The sequence below is a fragment of the Virgibacillus natechei genome (assembly GCF_026013645.1).
GTDB lineage: Bacteria > Bacillota > Bacilli > Bacillales > Amphibacillaceae > Virgibacillus_L > Virgibacillus_L natechei.
The window spans coordinates 394,464-415,496 of record NZ_CP110224.1; the positions used below are offsets into that span (position 1 = coordinate 394,464).

Sequence of the window (21,033 nt, forward strand, 5' to 3'; positions counted from 1 at the left end):
TCCTTTCTTTAGCAGATAAGAAAGTATAAAAACTTTCTTACTGCATAAGTGCAACTAAGGCTATCGCCATAAAGCTTGGCGATAAGCCAAGTTTTCTAAAAATAACTAGTTCTTATTAGACTAAATGATAATCATTTATATAACAGTGAAAAACATCACATAACTGCGATAAAAACAGTAAAAAAAATGAAGATAAGTAACGAAGTGGGTGTGCCAAATGTGTGATATTTATCACATCAACATTATGCAAAGAATGTTTAAATAGAATTAGAGATTGGACAGAGAAGAAAAGGGTTTATTTAGATGAACAAATGGTTTTATTTCAATATATTAGTATTGGTCCTGGCGATATGGGTAATCGTGACAAGTAGCACTTTTCCAATTATAAGGATTCATATTTTATTTGGTTTATTGGGTCTATTTTTCATTCTATTCAATTGGACTAGACATGCTGTTTTTTCTACAATACGTTCCTCTTCGGATCGAAACACAAAGATAAAGCTTGCAAATATATCCAAAAAAATAATGCCATTTCATAGGTGGATTGGTACAGCGGCTCTACTACTTATTATGATGCATGCGTGGCTTACCATTAATCGTTATGGATTTTACTGGCAAAATGGGAAGATGATAAGCGGATTGCTGACAGGTATCGCTCTAATTGGCATGGTTGTTACGGGGTGGATGAGGCTTATGAAACCATCTGGAAAACTACGAATAATTCATTTGCGCTTAGGGATGATATTGTTTTTCCTAATCGTGATTCATATTATTTTCTGAAAAAGGGGTGTGACGAATGATAACCAAAGAGCTACGAGAGCACATCCTGTCAGTAAGAGAGAAGATTAATCGTCATGTAAACGGACAGGAATATGAATTAGCTCGAGAGGACGTTCAGGAATTAGAAAGTATTCTTGAAGTGAATGATGAAATAAGGGATGACGTACACTTTCTTTCATTACACACAATGGCCGCGTTTTATAAAAGGGATAAGAATTATACTAAATCTGTGCATTACAGCAAGCAAGCGTTACATATAAAAGGAATGGAGAATGAATATCCAGGGTTCGTGATAGATACCTTTTTGGATTATGCTGAGCTGGAAAGAGAACAAAAGCACCTACCAAAGGCTATGGAATTGGTAAATGAATTATTAGATATGCTGAAATCAATTAATTGGCAGGATATGTATACATATGGAATGGCATACAGCAGTTTAGGTAAGGTGTATTTAGATGAAAAGAATGATGACTTTGGTGTTCGTTATCTGGAGCAGGCGCTGAACTACTTTCGCAAATCAGTAAACAAAAAAGATCTCATCATTGGCCAGACAACCGCTCTCATTTCTGATGTATACATTCGTATGAAGGATTACAACAAGGCTTTATCTCTATATCAACAATTGTTGGAAACAAATCAACAGAGTGAGGATAAGGTATCTGAGGGAAAAACGTTACTTAAAATTGGGGAAATCTACTTCTATATCGATGCGAAAAAAGCTCGAAGAACGATTACACAAGCCTTGAAGCTGTTTGAAGACGTTTATGAAGACAAGCATATAGATATAGCGAAGGGGAATTTGCTATTAGGTGAACTAGATGAAACGATGGGAGGTATCCCCAGAGCGATCAAGTATTACAAACGATCCCTTGATCAGATGGATAGCTTTTATAAGGAAAATCATTTCCTCATTGTGTACGTCTACTCGAAAATAGGGACACTGTCCATCACCATAAACGAGTGGGATCAAGCAGAACACAATTTGGAAAAAGGGTTGGATCTCTCGGATGGTTTTCCTAAAATGAAACTTCAATTTTTCCATGCATTGGGAAAAGTTTATTCCGAAAAAGAATTGTATGAACAAGCATTTTCCTTTTTTCAGGATTCATTACAGGAACTTGCTAAAGACGGACGGAAACAATCGAAGGGCTATGCGGATACACTTCAGGATATTGGATTTAATTTGAGAAACCAGGATAAGTTAGAGGAGGCTTACGTGTACTTTCAGGAAGCACTAACAATCCATGAACAACTACAACCCGGCTTTCCTGAGGAATCAGGTATGATTTGTATGCGTCTGGCTTATTGTTATGAAAACAAAGAGGACAATGATCTGCAAAAGGCAGCATTTTATTATGAAAAAGGATTTAAACAGATCGAGAAAATGCCCGATCAGGAAATGGTACAAGAGGCATTAGCTGGAATGATTGAATTTTTTACACGTATGGATAATCCGAAAAAGAAACGAAAATATGAGGATAAATTTGTTAAACTGCAACGTGCAAAAAGCAAATAAAGTTCGTTCTATATTTTGTTTTTAATAATCCGACCTACCAAAGTTAATCGCTGTGGAGGGTCGGGTTATTTTTTTGGCAGGCCAACATACCTCTATAGTTATTTGGCTGTCCTTAAAGTTGTGGGAGCAAAGTGTATTCGGACTGCGGTTGCATATAGCAAAGGAGCATATGAAACAGTCTTTACAAGCCCTTTTCGTAAGTGTTTTTCTTTTAAATCTTCGTAGTTGATATAAAAGACGGCGTAACTTGAAATGAAGGATGATACTTTTACCCCGCTACGGAAATACACTTCGCTTTCCACGGGTGACCCGTGAGCCTCCTTCCCCTGGCAAAGGGTATGTCGACGTTGTTCGCAAAGAACGGTTTTAGTCGACCTTAATTATATAACAAATATAGCCATGCACTCTTATGAAGGTTGATTGGAGCGGAGTACAGTCGACTCCTGTGGGAATAGCACGAGTCTGGAGACCCCGCAGCAGCGGTTTTCTGCGAGGAGGCTGAAGCCGTGCCCGCGGAAAGCGACTGTACGCAGTGGAAATCAACCTGGTAGTTACGTCGTCTTTTATAGATTTTGTGTCAGACCAACAATTTATTTCGGTGGGACGAGTAACCGCAGTCTCAATTCTTTAGAAAACAGCCTTTACAAAAAATATAAATAACCTTTATAAATTTTGACCTGCGTCAAGGAACTAAGTTTAAAAACGCCTTATACTAAAGATAGAAAACAAAGGAGGGACAAAAAATGAAAACCATTAAATATCAATTAGAGCCGTTAACTTGTCCATCATGTATCAAGAAAATTGAAGGAAAACTAGGGAAAATGAATGGAGTCGAAGAAGCGAAAGTGATGTTCAACTCCAGTAAAGTAAAGGCAACATTTGATCAGGAACAAGTCACATCAGATGAATTAAAGGCTACAATTGAGAATCTCGGTTATCCAGTAGTTTCATAGAACTAGTAGAGGATGTTCAAAAAATCCGGTAAAAATGACACATCGAATTACTTCGTTGGCTTGCTTTTCCGTTCCTTGGAAAAGAAATACACTTTTCCTGCGTGCTAGAACGTTTGCTCACGTATTAATTGCATACGTTCTGCTACTCAAAGCTACGCCGCCTCGAACTTTCGACGCACACGATGTGCTAGTGTCGGTGGTGCCACAGGACGTGGCGAACTTAACCGACGCGGTCCTTTTTATCCTCCTTTTTGAACACGAACTAGTAGCTGCTCTATATAGGGTAGCTACTAAAAAGTCGAAAGGGGTTAATGAAAATGGGTAAAGTGAAAAAGATTCATGTGGTTATAGCTTCAGGAAGTTTATTGGTTTTAGCATTATTATTTCATTTTATGGATATGGCAGTTTGGAAAGACATAGCTTTAATTGTAGCAACCTTTATCGCTGGATATTCTATTGCTAAAAAAGCAATACAAACCACCATGATGAAAGCATTCAGTATAGAATTACTTGTTACAATAGCTGTAATAGGTGCTCTATTTATCGGAGAGTACGTTGAATCCGCAGCCGTTACATTCTTGTTCTTATTTGGTGCCTATTTAGAAGCACGAACGCTAGAAAAAACGCGTTCTTCTTTAAAAACTTTAATGGGAATGGCACCAATGGAAGCAACGGTTTTGAAAGATGGCGAACATGTCGTTAAGCCTATTAGTGAGATTGACACAGGAGATCGTATTTTAATTCAATCTGGCGAGAAAGTCGCCATTGATGGGAAAGTCATTTCTGGCCAAGCATTTATCAATGAAGCGACAATAACCGGGGAATCTATACCAGCTAATAAAAAAATAGAGGATCAGGTTTTCAGTGGAACCATCATTGATAATGGATATGTTGAAGTAGAAGCGGAAAAAATCGGTGATGATACCGCGTTTTCAAAAATTATTGAACTGGTAGAAGAAGCACAGGAGTCTAAAGCAAAAACACAAAAATTTCTTGACCGTTTTGCGAATGTCTATACACCAGGGATTCTAGTACTATCGATTCTTGTCCTCATTTTTACACAGAACTTCGAATTGTCTATTACGTTCTTGGTCATTGCATGTCCTGGAGCACTTGTTATCTCAACACCAGTTTCTCTTGTTGCCGGAATCGGTAATGGCGCAAAGAATGGCACATTGGTTAAAGGCGGGGAAGTAATGGAAAACCTCGCAAAAATCGATGTACTTGTTTTTGATAAAACTGGTACGCTGACAAAAGGGGCACCAGAAGTGACAGGATTGAAAGCTTTTGATATGGAAGAATCAGAATTTTTAACGATTACTGCAGAAGCAGAAATTATTTCGGAGCATCATTTAGGGAGAACCATTGTTGGCGAAGCAGAGAAACGTGGATTGGCACTAACAAACGAACCAGAAAACTTCACCGTAGAAAAAGGCCATGGCCTCTACGCCACGGTTGCTGGCAAATCCGTAGTAATTGGAAATCGTAAACTGTTAAGGAAAAACGGGATTGACTGGTCACCAGCAATTGAAACGCATGCAATTGATGAAGAGAAAAAAGGAAATACCGCAATCTTTGTTGGAGTAAATGAAAAATTAGCTGGCGTTATTTCAGTTGCTGACCAGATTCGTCAAGAAGCAATTGGCACGATTCAACAATTGAAAGATGCAGGCGTTAAACAAACGGTAATGCTCACAGGTGATAATAAACACACTGCTGAAAAAGTAGCAGCACAGCTAGGAATTGACCACGTGTTTGCAGAAATGCTTCCAGAAGATAAAGTGAATCATATTAAACGATTAAAAGCAGAAGGATACAAAGTCGCAATGGTTGGTGATGGCATCAATGACGCACCAGCAATTGCACTGGCAGATGTGGGTATGGCGATGGGTGCAGCAGGAACAGACGCAGCAATGGAAACAGCAGATGTCGTCTTAATGGCAGATAAACTGGATAAAATCCCATATGCTTACACATTAGCAAAAGCAACCGTACGAAACATGAAACAGAATATTTTCGTAGCGATCGGAACGGTAGCCTTTCTTCTGGCAGGAGTCATGTTAGGAAAAATATTCCTTGCATCGGGCATGCTGATTCATGAACTGAGCGTGTTGGTTGTCATCCTCAATGCAATCCGATTAGTACGATATAAACAACGCGGACAGGGGGAAAAGAAGCAAGGTCGTACCGCAATTCCTGAAGTGAATTAAATGATTGAAACATTACCCAACCCCTTTCGAATAAACGAGCATGTACACAATGTACATGCTCGTTGATTCGTATGATTGAAATTAGAAATTGCAACGTGAATCTTAGTACCTTATGTTGATAGGGAAGATCAGAGGTAAACATTTCCTTTCATCTTTTCATCTATCATCACAAGGACGGTATCAGCCATCTGTTCACATCTCTCAATATCCACTCGATCTGGTTCCAAATCAACTTTTAGTTGCTCGGGAACTAGTACCGCTCCTGCTTTTGACAAGCGATCTGCCATCAGATTCACTGCCCCACCATAAGTATCGTAAAATGAGTCAGCAGAACCGAATACACCGAAGAGCTTTCCAGTAATATTAACATCATCTATCTCTTCATAAAAATCTTCTACTTCATATGGCAGGTCGCCATCATCCCATGTGTGTGTCCCGATTAATATTGCATCATATTCCAATAGTTCCTCAACATCGATCGGGTCAAAATCAAACGTTTTGGTAACTACTTCATGGTTTTTATCCTCAAGGTATGCAACCATTGCTTCGGCCATCAATTCTGTGTTTCCAGTCCCGCTAGCATACAACATCAATAATTTAGCCATGATTACCCTCCTTTTGTTAAGACTCGAGATCCCCATTCTATTATAAGACAAATGTATTTTATATGATTTGACGTAGGTCAATTTTTAAAAATGTATCACAGCACTTCCTGTTCGTTATACGGAGAGCGGTTGACGAATTCAGATACGTTAATAATGTAAGCATTTTAATCCATAACCTCTATCCAACTAAGCTATACTGTAGGAAATGGAGAAGGAGGGGTTCGTGATCGAGAATAAAAAGGTAAATCCTTCGCAATTATGTGTTTCCAAAGTCCCTTTTTTTAATCACCTAGATGATGACGAGATGCTTAAAATAGCTGAGAAGAGCAGGCACAAGGATTTTAAAAAAGGGGAAACCATTTATCGTGAAGGTGACCCACTGGAATATTTGTATATTGTCCATAAAGGGCGCGTGAAGATTTATCAGCTATTTGAATCTGGTAAGGAGCAGCTATTACGTATTTTAGATCCCGGAGAATTTATGGGTGAATTAGCACTGTTTACAGAAAAAAACCTAGACAGTTATGCGGAAGCAATGAAAGATACCAATATATGCACCATACATCGTGATGACATGCAGGATCTGATGAAAGATTATCCAACGATAGCGGTAAAAATATTAGAACAGTTCAGTAATCGCCTGGATAACACGGAAAAGCTTGTGGGCCAATTAAGTTCTAAAGATGTTGAATCACGTACGGCCGGTTATTTGCTTGACCTAGCTGATAAAAGTAACACGGTCGACATTGTACTACCAATGAGTAAAAAAGATCTTGCATCATACTTAGGCACTACACAGGAAACGATTAGTAGAAAGTTAGCAAGCCTTCAAACAACTGGATTGATTGAACAGAAGGGACATCGCAATATAAAAATTTTAAATAAAGATGCGCTATCTGATGTTGCTTTTGAAAGTCAATAGAACTTGACTTTTATGTAAAGACACTACATATAGATGGAACAATTGACACGACAGATAGGGATTAGGATAGGCATATACCAGGGATCGCTATCTTGGTGTATGCCTTATAAACGTGATAATACCAATGATCGCAAAGCACAATTTAACTAATGTATCCGTTTACTTTTTAGACAATATTGTGATAGGATGAAGGAACATAAAATGATAAACAATTTTGACAATAGAACATAAACTTCTGCATATGAGAATAAAGGTAAGGTAAGTTCCTCTATCAATTAAAGGGGTTCCCAATTTTCTTAGCAGATAGGAATCCACCATGACTCTCCTTGAGCGAGCCACCAATTATCACGAAAAAAGGCAAATTGGAAATTCACCTGAATAAATTTACATTCGTTATACTAATTAATTTTCATTACTACATAAGAATACCTTTTTACATACAAAATATAAACTTTTCCTACTGCTTACAGGCTAATTTCTCTAAAAAATAATTGTAAATATTTGAAAATAGTGAATAGAGAGTGTGATACGTCGCAATAGGTGCGTAGTTTGCAAACAGGGAAACTAAATAAAAGGAAGGGGTCATTTTTTGCAGAAGGATGTGGAAGTTACACTGAATGGAAAGCAAGTAACTGTGGGAGAAGCCCAGACTGCGTTGGATACGATGACTGCAAATAACGTGGAGGTACCAAGTCTGTGTTACCATCCAAGTCTTGGTCCGATTGAAACGTGTGACACATGTATTGTCAGTGTGAACGGTGAATTGGTCAGGTCATGTTCTACAAAACTGGCTGATGGGGATGTCATCCATACCAACGGGGAAGAAGCACATGAGGCGCAGGTTCTGGGATTGGACAGGGTTTTGGGTAAGCATGAATTGTATTGCACGATTTGCGATTTTAATAATGGCGATTGCGAGATACATAACGCTGTCAAAGAAATGAAGACGAGTCATCAGGAGACACCTTTTGAATCGAAGGGTTACGAGGTGAATCGCAATTCCTTTTACCGGTATGATCCGGATCAGTGTATTCTGTGTGGTCTATGTGTGGAGGCCTGTCAGGATGTTCAGGTGACCGAGACATTAACCATTGACTGGGAGCGGGAGCGTCCGCGTGTAATTTGGGATAATGACACGTCGATTGATGAATCCTCCTGTGTCAATTGCGGGCATTGCTCGACGGTCTGTCCGTGTAATGCCATGATGGAAGTGGGAATGGAAGGAGAAGCTGGCTTCTTGGCTGGAATGCTTCCGGAGTCTTCGATGCGTCCACTCATTAACATCACAAAAGAAGTAGAAACGGGTTATGAACAGCTGATGGCTATCTCTGACGTGGAAGCTTCCATGCGGGAAGACCGTATTGAAAAAACAAAAACCGTTTGTACGTACTGCGGGGTTGGGTGCTCCTTTGATGTATGGACGAAAGACAGACAAATATTGAAGGTAGAGCCACATCAGGATGCTCCAGCGAACGGCATTTCCACTTGTGTGAAGGGGAAATTTGGCTGGGATTTTGTTAATAGCGAAGAACGCCTGACAAAACCATTGATTCGTGAGGGAGACGGATTTCGCGAAGCAGAATGGGAAGAGGCGTATGGTTTAATTGAACAGAAATTCAAAGAACAGATAAAGAAAAAAGGGCCCGATTCACTTGCGTTTGTTTCTTCTTCTAAATGTACAAATGAAGAATCCTATCTCATGCAAAAACTGAGTCGTTCTGTAATTGGGACAAACAATATTGATAATTGCTCCCGTTACTGTCAGTCTCCGGCAACGATGGGGCTGTGGCGTACAGTTGGATACGGGGGAGACTCTGGGTCGATTGAGGATATTGGAAATGCAGAACTTATCATCATAACTGGATCCAACACGGCGGAAGCACATCCCGTACTTGCAACGAGAGTTAAGCGCGCCCAAAAACTACATGGTCAGAAAGTAATTGTCGCTGATCTTCGCAGGCATGAAATGGCGGACCGGGCAGATCAATTTGTTCAACCGGCAGCAGGCAGTGATCTTGTTTGGATATCCGCTGTGACAAAATACATCGTGGATCAGGGATGGCAAGATAAGGAATTTTTGAAAACACATGTCAATGGCATGGAAGACTATATCAAGAGCTTGGATCCATATACGCTTGACTATGCGGAAAAAGTAACGAACATCTCAAAGAAGGAATTGATAGAAATTGCCACATCGCTCCATGAAGCGGATACTGCATGTTTCCTGTGGGCGATGGGTATTACGCAACATGGGGGAGGAAGCGACGCGAGCACAGCAATTTCTAATTTAATGCTGATTACAGGCAATTACATGAAGCCAGGAGCAGGAACTTATCCATTGCGCGGTCACAACAACGTTCAAGGGGCCAGTGACTTTGGTAGTATGCCAGACCGGTTCCCAGGCTATGAACTTGTGTCAGATGATGACGTTCGTACCCGTTATGAGAAAAAGTGGGAAGTAGAGCTTTCAACGGAGCCAGGGCTTAATAACCATCAAATGGTGGAAGCGATTCATGATGGTAGCCTGAATGCTATGTATATAAAAGGCGAAGAAATGGCTGTGGTTGATTCAGATGCCAACTATGTGCAGGCAGCATTTGAGAAACTGGATTTTTTCGTGATCCAGGATGTGTTTTTCTCCAAAACAGCCGAATTTGCAGATGTGGTTCTGCCAGCCAGTCCTAGTCTTGAAAAAGATGGAACATTCACCAATACGGAGCGTCGTTTCCAGCGGTTGTACCAAGTGCTCGAACCACTAGGCGGATCGAAACCGGATTGGCAGATCATTCAAGACATCGCTAATCGTCTCGGGGCAGAATGGAACTATACGCATCCAAGTGAAATTATGGATGAGGCGGCTTCCCTTACCCCAATGTTCGCCGGTGTTCGCTACGATCGTTTAGAAGGGTATAATAGCTTGCAGTGGCCGGTAGCGGCGGACGGAACGGATACGCCACTTTTGTTCAAAGATGAATTCCCATTTCCGGATGGAAAAGCAAGACTCTATCCTGTTGAGTGGACAAAGCCGATTGACTTCGGAGACGAATACGACCTCCATGTCAATAATGGGCGTATACTTGAACATTTTCACGAGGGAAACATGACCTATAAGTCCGAAGCAATCTCGAAAAAAACACCACGTGTCTTCCTTGAAGTATCGCCTGAACTGGCGGAAGAGCGTGGGGTGGAAGATGGAACGGTAGTCCGACTGATTTCTCCATACGGAAGGGCGAAGGTTTCCTGCATCGTGACAGATCGAGTCAAGGGTCATGAGTTATATTTGCCGATGAATACCTCGGGAGAAGGGGCAATCAATTACCTGACGAGCTTTCATGCTGATAAAGATACCTCGACCCCTGCGTATAAGGAAGTTCAGGTAAAAATGGAAATCCTTGAGGTCAAAGGGGAAAGTCCGCTCCCGAAAATCAACCACCGGTACGGGAATCCGCAGCCGCAAATCGGTGTACAAGTAGAAAGGAAATGGGCACGCAGCGATTACACCTTCCCTGGTGATGTTGTAAAGGCAAGGAGGTCAAGAAGCAATGGCTAAAGCGACTAGGGTCATCCATCGCACCGAACCAAGCGAAGAAGAAGCACGGGAACGTGAGTGGAAGCAATTGGAGGCAACCTTGCTACAAAATAAAGAAGCGGTTTCGGATGCACTGAAGCTGATGAACCAGTTTCGAGACAAGGAGATATTTAACATACTCCATGCACTTTTTGCCGAAGGAGATCAGGTGCTTGAACGGGTCGTGACAGCCATTGACGGATCAGATGCAACCAAGTCGATGAAAAATACACTTCTCCTGTTTGATGTACTTGGAAAGTTCAATGTGGAAGAACTGGAGCCAATCCTTTTAAAGTTGAATACTGCTGTTTCCAGGGTAGCTGCCTATGAGCATTATGGAAAAGAAGGAGGCGGCTACCCCGCCCTTCTAGGTTCCTTAAAAGATCCTGAAGTGATCGAAGGAATGAACGTTCTCATGATTTTCCTGAAGGGATTTGGCGTTAATCAGGAGGACAGAGAAAAGATGACACCAGAGCTAGCTAAACAGCAACATGAACGCGAAAAGCGAGTTCAAAAAAGCGATGATAAGCAATCTGCATCAAGCAGCAAATGGTACGCTGTTGCGGCAGGAGTGTCATTGTTGGTGACGTTGCCATGGTTTTTCAAAAAGTAAAAACGGAGTGAGGGTCCAACTTCAGGTGGAAGAGGGGCCTTCTCATAGATTGAAATAGCCTCCTAACATAAAGGGTGTGTTGTATGAGTGATATAAAGTTAAAAGGTTGGGAAATTGTTCGGTTCAAAGAAGGAACCTCCTCTTTTTTAGATGAAGAAGTTGCGGAGGAATTTCCATTAACTGTGATGTTAAATGGCGAGGAATTTGCAACAATCGTCTGTTCGCCATCTGACCTTCATGATCTGTTAGTCGGGTTTCTCGCTTCAGAGGGTATCATACGTTTTTATAATGAAGTAAAACAGATACGCATTGAGGAAGATCGTGGATTTGCTTATATCGAAATCACAAAACCGATTGATCAATACCAGCATGACCATTCCAAGCGATTCATCGGATCCTGCTGTGGGAAAAGTCGCCAATTTTATTTTAAAAGCGATGTAAAAACAGCCAAAACGATAACCAGTAGATTAACGATTACGGTGGATCAATGCTTCGCATTAATGAAACAACTACAAACCCAATCGGAACAATTTATTCGAACAGGTGGTGTCCATAATGCGGCTCTCGCTAATACAGATGAACTGCTTGTTGTTCGAACAGATATCGGCCGGCATAATGCGCTAGATAAAATATATGGACATATTTTAAAAGAACGAATACGTCGAGCTGATAAATTAATCGTATTTAGTGGACGGATTTCTTCCGAGGTATTGTTAAAGATATCCAAAATTGGTACAGGAATCCTCATATCCAAATCGGCTCCAACAGATTTAGCGCTTAAGCTGGCGCATGATCTAGGTATCACGGTAATTGGATTTGCCAGAGGACATAAAATGAATGTCTATACACATCCATACCGAATTATAGAAGCCAATAGGTAACTGTAATTCGGTTTTTTAGTAGAATGGTTGTTTTCTAAAAGACACAAAATCTATAGAAGATGGCGCAGTGACAATTCTTTTGCAAAAGCTGGTTGAGAGCAGGGATTCGCTACGGAAACACATTCCGCTTTCCGCGGGCGGCTGGTGAGCCTCCTCGTGCTACACACTGTGGGGTCTCACCGAGGCCTTCCCTCCCGCAGGAGTCTTCATGTGTTACCTCCGCTAGGTATTCCGGTTACTGCCGCTAAATTGCATTCGTAATCAATATTCAAAACATCCAACCGCCTCACCAGTTCGGGTGAGCGAAGGGTGGTGACTCCTACGGGAACAAATATTTTCGTTGGGGCGAGTAATCGCAAATGTTTTCGGTGGGACGAGTAAGCGCAGTCCCAGCCCCAGCACGTGTCCGAAGACCCCGCAGGACTATCCTAAGGAAGGCCGACTAAAATCGTCCTTTGCGGACAACGTCGGCATACCCCTTGCCGGGGCAAGGAGGCTGAGGCCGTGCCCGTGGAAAGCATCCACCCGGAGCGATCCCGAACGGCGATTATAGCAAATACTTATAGAAAACAGTTACGTCGTCTTTTATATCAACTGCTAAATTAAAAGCAACAAAGGTTTTCGGTGAGACGAGTAAGCACAGTCCCAATGCTTACGAAAAGAGCCTAACAAAGCAATGAACGCTCTTTAAGAATCTTTTTAACGAATGTCAGGTTTTTTAAAAATAGGGACCTGTGACATTTTTAACAGTTTTCAATAGAAGAGTCTGATAGAATGGAAAAAAGATATAAATAGGAGAGGTTATTCCGTGTCTATGTTAACTGACAAACTGGGTCGTCCACTGCAGGATCTTCGGATTTCGGTGACAGACCGTTGTAATTTTAGATGTACGTACTGCATGCCAAAGGAAATATTCGGCAAGGATTATGCGTTTATGCCGAAAGATCATCTGTTAAATTTTGAGGAAATTAAACGGTTAGGGAAAATCTTTGTTCAACTTGGAGTGAAAAAAATCCGCTTAACTGGCGGGGAACCCTTGTTACGAAAGGATTTACCGATTTTGATCGAAAAGTTGGCAGCAATCGATGGGCTGGAGGATATCGGACTAACGACAAATGCCTCCCTTCTCGCCAATATGGCACAAAAGTTAAAAGATGCCGGGCTAAAGCGGGTGAATGTTAGCCTGGACGCTTTAGATAATACATTATTTCAATCGATTAATGATAGTGGTGTGAATACAGAACGCGTGTTAAAAGGAATGAAGAAGGCCCAGGAAGTTGGACTCGAAGTAAAAGTGAATATGGTCGTAAAAAAAGGAATGAATGATGAGGAAATTATTCCAATGGCCAAATACTTTAAAGAACAGGGAATGACGTTACGCTATATCGAATTTATGGACGTCGGTCAGACAAATGGCTGGGATTTTAGTAAGGTTATTACGAAAAAAGAAATGTTCCAGGAGCTTTCCAATCATTTCGAATTAGAACCTGTAGATCCAGATTATCTAGGGGAAGTGGCCAAACGATACCGTTATAAAGGTACAAATACGGAAGTTGGTTTTATTACATCGGTGTCTGAATCATTTTGTTCCACTTGTACGCGAGCAAGAATTGCAGCAGACGGGAAACTTTATACTTGTTTGTTTGCTGGGGACGGCTTTGATTTAAGGGAAATAGTAAGATCTGACGCTACTGATGAAACGATTAAGGCCGCTATTGTACCAACATGGAAAAAGCGAACCGACCGCTATTCCGATGAACGTACAGAGGAAACAGCGAAAAACAGAAAAAAGATAGAGATGTCTTATATTGGGGGCTAGTCGCTATCATTTCATTTCGGGGAGGATATAAAGACAATGAAAGATCGATATTCCCGTCAAACGCTTTTCAAACCAATCGGTGAAGAGGGCCAGCGTAAAATTGGACAGAAGCATGTCCTCATTGTCGGCTGTGGTGCTTTAGGGTCACCGAATGCTGAAAATTTGGTGCGTGCCGGTATTGGAAAACTAACGATTATTGATCGCGATTATGTAGAGGTTAGCAATTTGCAGAGGCAGCAATTGTTTACGGAAAAAGATGCGATCGATCAAATGCCGAAAGCAATCGCTGCAAAAAAGCGATTAACCGCTATTAATTCAAGTGTGCAAATTAAAGCGCATGTCATGGATGCAACAAGCCAGTCCCTAACACCGCTTTTAGAAGATGTGGATCTCGTAATAGATGCTACCGATAATTTTGATATTCGTTTTTTGATGAATGATCTGCTGCAGAAAGTGGCTATTCCCTGGATTTTCGGTTCCTGTGTGGGTAGTACGGGAATGAGTTATACGATTTTACCAAAGGAAACACCTTGCCTGCAGTGCTTACTGGATACGATTCCTGTCTCGGGTGCGACCTGTGACTCTGTAGGGATTATTTCTCCGGCCGTGCAAATGGTTGTGGCGCACCAATCGACAGAAGTACTAAAGCTGCTGGTGGAAGATGAGGATGCTCTAAGAACAAGGCTTGTAACGTTTGATCTTTGGAACAACCATTACCAAACGGTTAATGTGGAGCGCGCAAAGAAAAGAGAATGTCCCACCTGTGGCGTTGAACCGATCTATACATATCTAACCTATGAGGCGCAGACGAAAATGGAAATACTATGTGGCAGAAACACGGTACAAATTCGCCCAAACCGGGAAGTTTATCTGGAAGAATTGGCCGATCGTCTGCAAAAAATAGGTCCTGTAAAAAGAAATGGCTTTTTACTATCCATGGAGTATCAATCCTGTCGAATCGTGTTTTTCCATGATGGCAGAGCACTGATTCATGGAACAAATTCTATCGAAAAAGCGAAAAGTGTCTATTATCAATTGGTAGGATAGGAGGGAAATATATTGGTAGAGCGACGGAAACCAATTAAGGTAGATGAAGCAATCATAAGAGTGATGGAATATGCGGAAGCAGGCAGTGTTCAGCATGTGCCTATCGAAGAAAGCTATGGACATTTTCTTGGGGAGGATTTAGTTGCCGATCATCCTGTACCTCCTTTTGACCGGTCGCCTTACGATGGTTTTGCGATTCGGTCAACCGATACAGCAACAGCTGCCAGTAATAATCCAGTTTTAGTTGAAGTGATTGGCGAAATTGGAGCAGGAAGCCTTTTTGAACAACCAGTTGGTAGAATGCAGGCTGTTCGAATTATGACAGGTGCCCAGATCCCTGAGACCTGCGATGCGGTTGTCATGTTTGAATCTGTGAAAGAGATGGATGTAGACGGGAAAAAGATGATTCGAGTCAAACGCAGATTCAAGGCCGGAGACAATGTTTCATTTACAGGGGAAGATACGAATCAAGGAGAGATCCTCGCGTATAAAGGTACCTCTATTAACCCAGGTATTGTTGCGTTACTAGCCACCTTTGGCTATAAAAATGTTCCTGTCAGTAAAAAGCCGAAAGTCGGAATAATTGCTACAGGCAGTGAGTTATTAGAAGTGGATCAGGAAATACAGCCAGGCAAAATTAGAAACAGCAATGCTTATATGGTCTATGCACAAGTCGAACGCGCCGGTGGAGAACCCGTTTACTTTGGACAATTTAGTGATGATTTCGAGACCTGCTTTGAACAGGTAACGGACACCTTGGAAAAAGTGGACATTTTAATCACAACCGGCGGAGTTTCGGTTGGGGATTACGATTATCTACCGGACATTTATGAAAAAATGAATGCCAATGTGTTATTTAATAAAGTAGGTATGCGCCCTGGGAGTGTAACAACGGTTGCAGAGAAGGAAGGCAAACTATTATTTGGCTTATCAGGAAATCCATCTGCGTGTTACGTCGGATTTGAGCTTTTCACGCGTCCGATTATTCGAACATTCCTACACGCATCCCGTCCGATTTCGAAAAAGGAAATTGCGATATTAGGTGCTGATTTTCCAAAGCCAAACCCGTTTGATCGGTTCGTGAGGGGCTCTCTATCGTATACCCACGGGAAACTTGTAGCAACTCCGGTTGGGTTAGATAAATCAAGTGTTGTCTCCTCATTAGGGGAAGCGAATATCCTCATTGTCTTACCTAGTGGTACAAGAGGCTATAAACAAGGGATGGAAGTTTCCGTTATTTTATTGGAGGATCAAGAAGGTGCAACGTTAGAGGCTGTTGTCGATAAGGAAGGTATGAAGAAAGGGAGCATGAGCCATGGCTAATACGCTTTTTGAAATTACGGAGGAACCGGTACAGGTGGAACACTTAATCCAAAAGGTGGAGCGAAGAGAAGCTGGTGCTATAACGACATTTATTGGAGCAGTAAGAGAGTGGACAAATGGGAAAAGAACCATCTATCTGGCCTATGAAGCTTACGAGCCCATGGCAGTTAAAATGCTGGCGCAGATTGGAGAAGAGGTTCAGTCTAAGTGGCCAGATACAGAAATCGCGATTACCCATCGCATCGGTGAATTATCTATTTCTGATGTGGCCGTTGCTATTGCTGTTTCTGCTCCACACCGGAAGGCAGCATATGAAGCAAACGAGTATGCAATTGAGCGAATTAAACAGATTGTACCCATTTGGAAAAAAGAACATTGGGAAGATGGGGAAACATGGATTGGGGATCAGCTGGAAAATGTACCATATCCAAAAGGAAAACCAAAAATGGAGGGTGTTGAATGGTAACCATTTTATTATTTGCCCAGTTACAAGAAGATGTTGGACAGAACCGACTTGAACTTGAGTTGGAACAAACTACTGTTACGAAGTTAAAAGAAACCTTACAGGAAAAATTTAATCTCACGCAGCTGGGTCAGGTGATGACAGCAATAAATGAAGAGTACGCATTGAATGATGATCTGGTGAATCCTGGTGATACGGTCGCATTTATACCGCCTGTAAGTGGTGGGTAAATGGGTGCTGTATAGATGGAAATTATCCAAATAGTCGGGTATAAAAACAGCGGCAAAACGACGCTTGCAAAAGCATTAATTGAAACGCTCGCAAATCAGGGGAGTAGGGTAGCTTCTCTTAAACATCACGGACATGGCGGAGTTCCTTTAGGTATAGAGGAAACCGATAGTGCAAAGCACAGACGAGCCGGGGCTGTTCTATCAGGTGTGGAAGGTGACGGTTTATTCCAGGTTTCCAATCAACAGCCCTGGGCTATGGAAGAAATGCTAGCAATCTATCAGCTAAAGAATATAGAAGTAGTAATCATGGAAGGCTTTAAGAAACAAAGTTATAAAAAGGTCGTTTTAGTAAGAAAGGAAGAAGACCTTCCGTTATTAGAAGAGCTAACGAATATAAAAGCAGTACTAACACCACTGGAATTAGAACAGGAAAGCTATCCCTATCCGATTTTTAACAGAACAGAGATGGAAGTGTTGGTTGACTGGATTGTTGCGAGGCTAATTTAATTAGAAAAATTGGCATTCACCAATCCTTTAGGCGAATGCCCTAGTCCTCACTTATACTTTTGTATGAAAACGATCCACTTTCATGGGGAATGTAGCGATGTGAAGTGGAGCCATGTTGGTTTCCTATCTGCTAAATAAGGGGGATTTCCCATGCCTTGCATTTGCTTAATCAATATTACAGATCTCGATCGGGCAGTGTTCACAGCCAATTTCATCTCTCAGAAATTGCATGTCCTTTATAAAAATTTTGCCAGATTTATTCATTGAAATAACATCTTGTTTTCTAAGGTCGACTAGCATCCGGTTAGCACTTTCGCGGGTGGCGGCGCAAAACGCTGCCAACTCCTGATTGGTTAATGCCATATCAATTAAAACACCATTATTCTGTTCAATTCCGTAACTATTTGATAAACGGATGAGCGTCGAATAGAGGGCACCTTTTTTTCCATTTAAAAGCAGGTCTCTAATCTTGTATTGGAATTTTCTCATTTGGTTGCTTACCCATTTCATAAATTCAAAGGTAAGTGCACTATTTTGCATTAATTCGTGTTCTAATTTATCTTTATTAATGGCAAGGACTTCACCCGATTTTAATACTTTCGCATTGAGTAAGTATATTGGGTTATCGCTGAATAAGGTTAGTTCGCCGACAACGTCATCGTTTTTGCAAATTCGCAGGGTCAACTCTTTTCCGTCTTCACCAAGCTTGCCGATTTGTACCAGCCCAGATTTCACCAAATAAATGTCGTGAGCTTCCATACCTTCTTGGAAAAGAAAGGTATCCTTACGAATTTTTTTAGTTGTACCGATAGAGTCCAACAAGGCATGCAGTTCGTTGGATAGTAATTCCTCATGACGGTTTTTTGTTAGTAGACTTGCTTGCATCGAATTAACTCCTTTCATTTTAGGAGATCCATTATCGAACGTATAAGTCAATTGTACCATTCGAATCATTATATTGTAAGCCTAATAATTACAGTATTATGACTTTTTAGTTTAAAATAAAGGTTAGGAGCCATGGAAATGACAGGAAAAATACAGGGCGTAATTCTCGCTGGAGGAATGTCAAGGCGATTTGGTTCACCAAAAGCCTTCGCCGAAAAAGACGGTATTCCATTTTATCAGTATTCAATTGACGCATTGAAACCCTTTGTTAATTCGATTATCATTGTGACGAATCCTAGGCTGAAGCATTTGTTTAAGCAAGAAGATGAAAGCATGAAAGTGGTAAATGATCTGGACAATTATCGAGGGGAAGGGCCGCTTGCTGGCATTTATACAGCAATGGAAACCAGCAATGCAGCGTGGTATATTGTTACTCCTATTGACGTTCCATTTATGGAAACGCGCGTGATAAACGAGCTTGTCTATCACATCGATGCAGATGTAGATGCTATTATCCCTATCGTCTCCGGAAAGATGCAGCCACTTATTTCCATCTTCCATCATTCGATAAAAGAAGTGATTAAAAGTCAGTTGGATAACGGGGAGCGATCCGTAGATCAACTGCTGAAACGGTGTAAGGTGAATTATGTACCGATGGATGGCGAAAAAGCCTTTATCAATATAAACCACCAATCGGATTATCAAAAGTTTTTATAGGTAGGAGGGGATCATTGTGGTAAACGATCATCAAAAGAGCACCCCTGTAAACTGTGCCGTTGTAACGGTCAGTGATACTAGAAATAAAGAGACGGATAAAAGCGGCAAGTTGATTATGGAGTTACTCACTGATTCAAATCACCAGGTTAAGATGTATGAAATCGTTCCTGATGATGAAGCGACTATTAGGCAGACAGTTGAAAATGCGATCACCAATCAGGCCATTGAAGCGGTGATTGTAAATGGGGGAACGGGAATTTCTTACCGGGATGTTACGATCGAGTCGATTCAGCAGTTATTTGATAAAGAGTTACCAGGATTCGGTGAATTGTTTCGCTATCTGAGCTATCAATTCGATATTGGAACGGCCAGCATGCTCACCCGAGCAATCTGCGGTGTGGCAAATAACCGGGTCATTTTTTCCACACCTGGTTCTTCAGGTGCGGTGAAATTGGCGATGGAAAAGCTTATTCTGCCTGAGCTTGGGCATACCGTTACAGAAATAAATAAAGATTTACCTAACCAAAGGGATGAAAGGCATTGAAAATCATAAAATGTTTTAGTTTGCTAGCCCTTCTCGTTGTTGCAGGATGTGGACAAGCCTCTGAGGCTAATAATACGACCACAAAGCTAACCGTTTCAGCAGCTTCTAGTATGATGGAGAGTCTCATGGAGGTAAAAGAAATAGTTGAAGCGGAATATCCTGCAATTGAGATTACATATAATTTTGGCGGGTCAGGAACATTACGCAGGCAAATCGAGCAGGGTGCCCCAATCGATTTGTTCTTTTCAGCTTCTAAAAGGGATTATGAAGCATTGAAGGGAGAAGGCTTAATTAGAAATGGATCTGCTATTCTTGAAAATAAATTAGTAATGATTACATCTGATCAGGTGCCGCTTGATTCGGTTGAGGAATTTTTCCAGTCTGATAAAAAAATGGCTATAGGCACGCCAGTTGCAGTACCCGCGGGGACGTATTCCCAACAGGCACTTGAAGAAATGGGTATGTGGGAGAAACTTGAAGATCGGCTTATATTTACAAAAGATGTACAGCAAGTGCTTACCTATGTCGAAGAAGGGAATGTAGATGTAGGGATGGTTTACTTGAGTGACGTGCGTGGAGTGGAAAATATAGAGGTATTAGAAGTCGTTGATCCCAATTACCATCCGCCTATTGAGTATTTTGCAGCATCCATCCAAAATGGAGATGATCAAAAGGTTGAAGCGATAGAAACATTTTATGACTATGTGCAAAGTGATAAAAGTATGAAGCTTTTCGAACGTTATGGCTTCCAAACAACGAGCAGGGAGAATGAATAATGGAATGGTCTTGGTTTCCGGTACAGCTTTCTTTTCTTGTAGCTACCGCAGCAACAGTGATTACTTTTTTCTTAGCAATACTTGCGGCACATTGGATGGTAGCGAAGAAGGTTAAAGGAAGGGCGATTATTGAAACCATCTTCTTTCTGCCACTTGTGTTGCCGCCGACCGTAATAGGTTTTATGTTAATCATTATCTTTGGTAATAACAGTTTTGTCGGACAAGCGATCGAAAAGCTTACCGGGAACAGTGTATTATTTACGGTTTCTGCTGCAGTTATAGCTGCTGCTGTAGTAGCTTTTCCATTAATGTACCAATCACTAAAAACGGGTTTTTTATCTGTAGATACTAATATTTTGGGAGCTGCGAAAGTCGATGGGGCGACTGAATGGAAGTTACTCGTATTAATTACCATTCCTTTAGCCTTTCGTTCCATTGTAACAGGAGTGGTGTTAAGCTTTACAAGAGCATTTGGTGAATTTGGTGCAACCCTGATGTTTGCGGGAAATATACCAGGGAGTACCCAAACGATTCCCACCGCAATCTATATGGCTATCGAATCCGGACAGACAGACATAGCTTGGTATTATGTTTTGATTAGTATCGGTTTTTCGTTTGTTCTTTTATTGATTATTAATCAGACGAGAGGGAAAAGAGGTTAAGTTGCCGGGGAG

At 41.3% G+C, this 21,033-nt stretch carries 20 protein-coding genes; 18 read left to right on the forward strand and 2 right to left on the reverse strand.

Annotation, left to right across the window (positions count from 1 at the left end):
- Positions 1-303 precede the first annotated feature (303 nt).
- The 4 genes from OLD84_RS02365 to OLD84_RS02380 all read left to right on the forward strand — a co-directional run bounded on the left by OLD84_RS02365 (position 304) and on the right by OLD84_RS02380 (position 5,459).
- Positions 304-780, forward strand: coding sequence for a hypothetical protein (locus OLD84_RS02365; protein ID WP_209463078.1), 477 nt, complete (start codon positions 304-306; stop codon positions 778-780).
- 16 nt (positions 781-796) lie between these two features.
- Positions 797-2,296: a tetratricopeptide repeat protein gene (locus tag OLD84_RS02370; protein ID WP_209463077.1), complete on the forward strand. Its 1,500-nt coding sequence runs from the start codon at positions 797-799 to the stop codon at positions 2,294-2,296.
- Between the two features lie 743 nt (positions 2,297-3,039).
- Positions 3,040-3,249 carry a heavy-metal-associated domain-containing protein gene (locus OLD84_RS02375; RefSeq protein WP_209463076.1) on the forward strand — a complete coding sequence of 70 codons (210 nt, stop codon included), beginning with the start codon at positions 3,040-3,042 and terminating at the stop codon, positions 3,247-3,249.
- A gap of 317 nt (positions 3,250-3,566) precedes the next feature.
- Positions 3,567-5,459: a heavy metal translocating P-type ATPase gene (locus tag OLD84_RS02380; RefSeq protein ID WP_209463075.1), complete on the forward strand. Its 1,893-nt coding sequence runs from the start codon at positions 3,567-3,569 to the stop codon at positions 5,457-5,459.
- Between the two features lie 128 nt (positions 5,460-5,587).
- On the opposite strand, the gene OLD84_RS02385 is transcribed toward OLD84_RS02380, so the two are convergent.
- The gene (locus tag OLD84_RS02385; protein WP_209463074.1) at positions 5,588-6,064 is read right to left on the reverse strand and encodes a flavodoxin domain-containing protein; all 477 of its coding nucleotides are present in this window, start codon (positions 6,062-6,064) and stop codon (positions 5,588-5,590) included.
- A gap of 223 nt (positions 6,065-6,287) precedes the next feature.
- Here OLD84_RS02385 and OLD84_RS02390 point away from each other — a divergent pair, with 223 nt between their 5' ends.
- The 10 genes from OLD84_RS02390 (at position 6,288) to mobB (ending at position 17,437) form a co-directional block, all read left to right on the forward strand.
- On the forward strand, positions 6,288-6,986 hold the full coding sequence (locus OLD84_RS02390) for a Crp/Fnr family transcriptional regulator (protein ID WP_264917265.1): 699 nt from the start codon (positions 6,288-6,290) through the stop codon (positions 6,984-6,986).
- A gap of 589 nt (positions 6,987-7,575) precedes the next feature.
- A complete protein-coding gene (gene fdhF, locus OLD84_RS02395; RefSeq protein WP_209463072.1) occupies positions 7,576-10,536 on the forward strand; it encodes a formate dehydrogenase subunit alpha in 2,961 nt (986 codons plus the stop codon).
- The gene (locus OLD84_RS02400) at positions 10,529-11,167 is read left to right on the forward strand and encodes a helical membrane plugin domain-containing protein (RefSeq protein WP_209463071.1); all 639 of its coding nucleotides are present in this window, start codon (positions 10,529-10,531) and stop codon (positions 11,165-11,167) included. Before fdhF ends, OLD84_RS02400 begins: the two co-directional genes overlap by 8 nt.
- Before the next feature lie 83 nt (positions 11,168-11,250).
- Positions 11,251-12,048: a formate dehydrogenase accessory sulfurtransferase FdhD gene (fdhD, locus tag OLD84_RS02405; protein ID WP_209463070.1), complete on the forward strand. Its 798-nt coding sequence runs from the start codon at positions 11,251-11,253 to the stop codon at positions 12,046-12,048.
- Positions 12,049-12,862: 814 nt separating this feature from the next.
- A complete protein-coding gene (gene moaA / locus OLD84_RS02410) occupies positions 12,863-13,867 on the forward strand; it encodes a GTP 3',8-cyclase MoaA (protein WP_209463182.1) in 1,005 nt (334 codons plus the stop codon).
- Positions 13,868-13,903: 36 nt separating this feature from the next.
- Complete coding sequence (locus tag OLD84_RS02415; protein WP_209463069.1) at positions 13,904-14,914, forward strand: MoeB/ThiF family adenylyltransferase; 1,011 nt, start codon at positions 13,904-13,906, stop codon at positions 14,912-14,914.
- Between the two features lie 9 nt (positions 14,915-14,923).
- The gene (locus tag OLD84_RS02420; protein WP_319962256.1) at positions 14,924-16,237 is read left to right on the forward strand and encodes a molybdopterin molybdotransferase MoeA; all 1,314 of its coding nucleotides are present in this window, start codon (positions 14,924-14,926) and stop codon (positions 16,235-16,237) included.
- Complete coding sequence (locus OLD84_RS02425; protein ID WP_209463067.1) at positions 16,230-16,703, forward strand: molybdenum cofactor biosynthesis protein MoaE; 474 nt, start codon at positions 16,230-16,232, stop codon at positions 16,701-16,703. Before OLD84_RS02420 ends, OLD84_RS02425 begins: the two co-directional genes overlap by 8 nt.
- Complete coding sequence (gene moaD, locus OLD84_RS02430; RefSeq protein WP_209463066.1) at positions 16,697-16,930, forward strand: molybdopterin converting factor subunit 1; 234 nt, start codon at positions 16,697-16,699, stop codon at positions 16,928-16,930. Before OLD84_RS02425 ends, moaD begins: the two co-directional genes overlap by 7 nt.
- A gap of 15 nt (positions 16,931-16,945) precedes the next feature.
- Positions 16,946-17,437 (forward strand): molybdopterin-guanine dinucleotide biosynthesis protein B, encoded by a 492-nt coding sequence (mobB, locus tag OLD84_RS02435; protein ID WP_209463065.1) that lies wholly within the window; start codon positions 16,946-16,948, stop codon positions 17,435-17,437.
- Positions 17,438-17,602: 165 nt separating this feature from the next.
- Here the strand turns inward: mobB and OLD84_RS02440 are convergent, their stop codons facing one another.
- On the reverse strand, positions 17,603-18,322 hold the full coding sequence (locus tag OLD84_RS02440; protein WP_209463064.1) for a Crp/Fnr family transcriptional regulator: 720 nt from the start codon (positions 18,320-18,322) through the stop codon (positions 17,603-17,605).
- 138 nt (positions 18,323-18,460) lie between these two features.
- Between OLD84_RS02440 and mobA the strand changes: the two genes are divergently transcribed.
- From mobA to modB, 4 genes are read left to right on the forward strand one after another with little or no spacing between them, the layout of a single operon-like run.
- Positions 18,461-19,039, forward strand: coding sequence for a molybdenum cofactor guanylyltransferase (gene mobA / locus OLD84_RS02445; RefSeq protein ID WP_209463063.1), 579 nt, complete (start codon positions 18,461-18,463; stop codon positions 19,037-19,039).
- 13 nt (positions 19,040-19,052) lie between these two features.
- Positions 19,053-19,583 (forward strand): MogA/MoaB family molybdenum cofactor biosynthesis protein, encoded by a 531-nt coding sequence (locus tag OLD84_RS02450; protein WP_209463181.1) that lies wholly within the window; start codon positions 19,053-19,055, stop codon positions 19,581-19,583.
- Entirely contained in the window at positions 19,580-20,359 is a 780-nt protein-coding gene (modA, locus tag OLD84_RS02455) for a molybdate ABC transporter substrate-binding protein (RefSeq protein WP_209463062.1), read from the forward strand. Before OLD84_RS02450 ends, modA begins: the two co-directional genes overlap by 4 nt.
- The gene (gene modB / locus OLD84_RS02460) at positions 20,359-21,021 is read left to right on the forward strand and encodes a molybdate ABC transporter permease subunit (RefSeq protein ID WP_209463061.1); all 663 of its coding nucleotides are present in this window, start codon (positions 20,359-20,361) and stop codon (positions 21,019-21,021) included. The genes modA and modB overlap by 1 nt, the downstream gene beginning before the upstream one ends.
- The last annotated feature ends 12 nt before the right edge of the window (positions 21,022-21,033 follow it).

Bases quoted from the DNA above. Each gene is read 5' to 3' on its own strand.
- moaA (WP_209463182.1), top strand. From the start codon at position 12,863: ATGTTAACTGACAAACTGGGTCGTCCACTGCAGGATCTTCGGATTTCG.
- OLD84_RS02425 (WP_209463067.1), top strand. From the start codon at position 16,230: ATGGCTAATACGCTTTTTGAAATTACGGAGGAACCGGTACAGGTGGAA.
- OLD84_RS02385 (WP_209463074.1), bottom strand. From the start codon at position 6,064: ATGGCTAAATTATTGATGTTGTATGCTAGCGGGACTGGAAACACAGAA.
- fdhD (WP_209463070.1), top strand. From the start codon at position 11,251: ATGAGTGATATAAAGTTAAAAGGTTGGGAAATTGTTCGGTTCAAAGAA.
- mobA (WP_209463063.1), top strand. From the start codon at position 18,461: ATGACAGGAAAAATACAGGGCGTAATTCTCGCTGGAGGAATGTCAAGG.
- OLD84_RS02440 (WP_209463064.1), bottom strand. From the start codon at position 18,322: ATGCAAGCAAGTCTACTAACAAAAAACCGTCATGAGGAATTACTATCC.
- modB (WP_209463061.1), top strand. From the start codon at position 20,359: ATGGAATGGTCTTGGTTTCCGGTACAGCTTTCTTTTCTTGTAGCTACC.
- moaD (WP_209463066.1), top strand. From the start codon at position 16,697: ATGGTAACCATTTTATTATTTGCCCAGTTACAAGAAGATGTTGGACAG.
- OLD84_RS02370 (WP_209463077.1), top strand. From the start codon at position 797: ATGATAACCAAAGAGCTACGAGAGCACATCCTGTCAGTAAGAGAGAAG.
- OLD84_RS02365 (WP_209463078.1), top strand. From the start codon at position 304: ATGAACAAATGGTTTTATTTCAATATATTAGTATTGGTCCTGGCGATA.
- OLD84_RS02415 (WP_209463069.1), top strand. From the start codon at position 13,904: ATGAAAGATCGATATTCCCGTCAAACGCTTTTCAAACCAATCGGTGAA.
- OLD84_RS02380 (WP_209463075.1), top strand. From the start codon at position 3,567: ATGGGTAAAGTGAAAAAGATTCATGTGGTTATAGCTTCAGGAAGTTTA.
- mobB (WP_209463065.1), top strand. From the start codon at position 16,946: ATGGAAATTATCCAAATAGTCGGGTATAAAAACAGCGGCAAAACGACG.
- OLD84_RS02400 (WP_209463071.1), top strand. From the start codon at position 10,529: ATGGCTAAAGCGACTAGGGTCATCCATCGCACCGAACCAAGCGAAGAA.
- OLD84_RS02375 (WP_209463076.1), top strand. From the start codon at position 3,040: ATGAAAACCATTAAATATCAATTAGAGCCGTTAACTTGTCCATCATGT.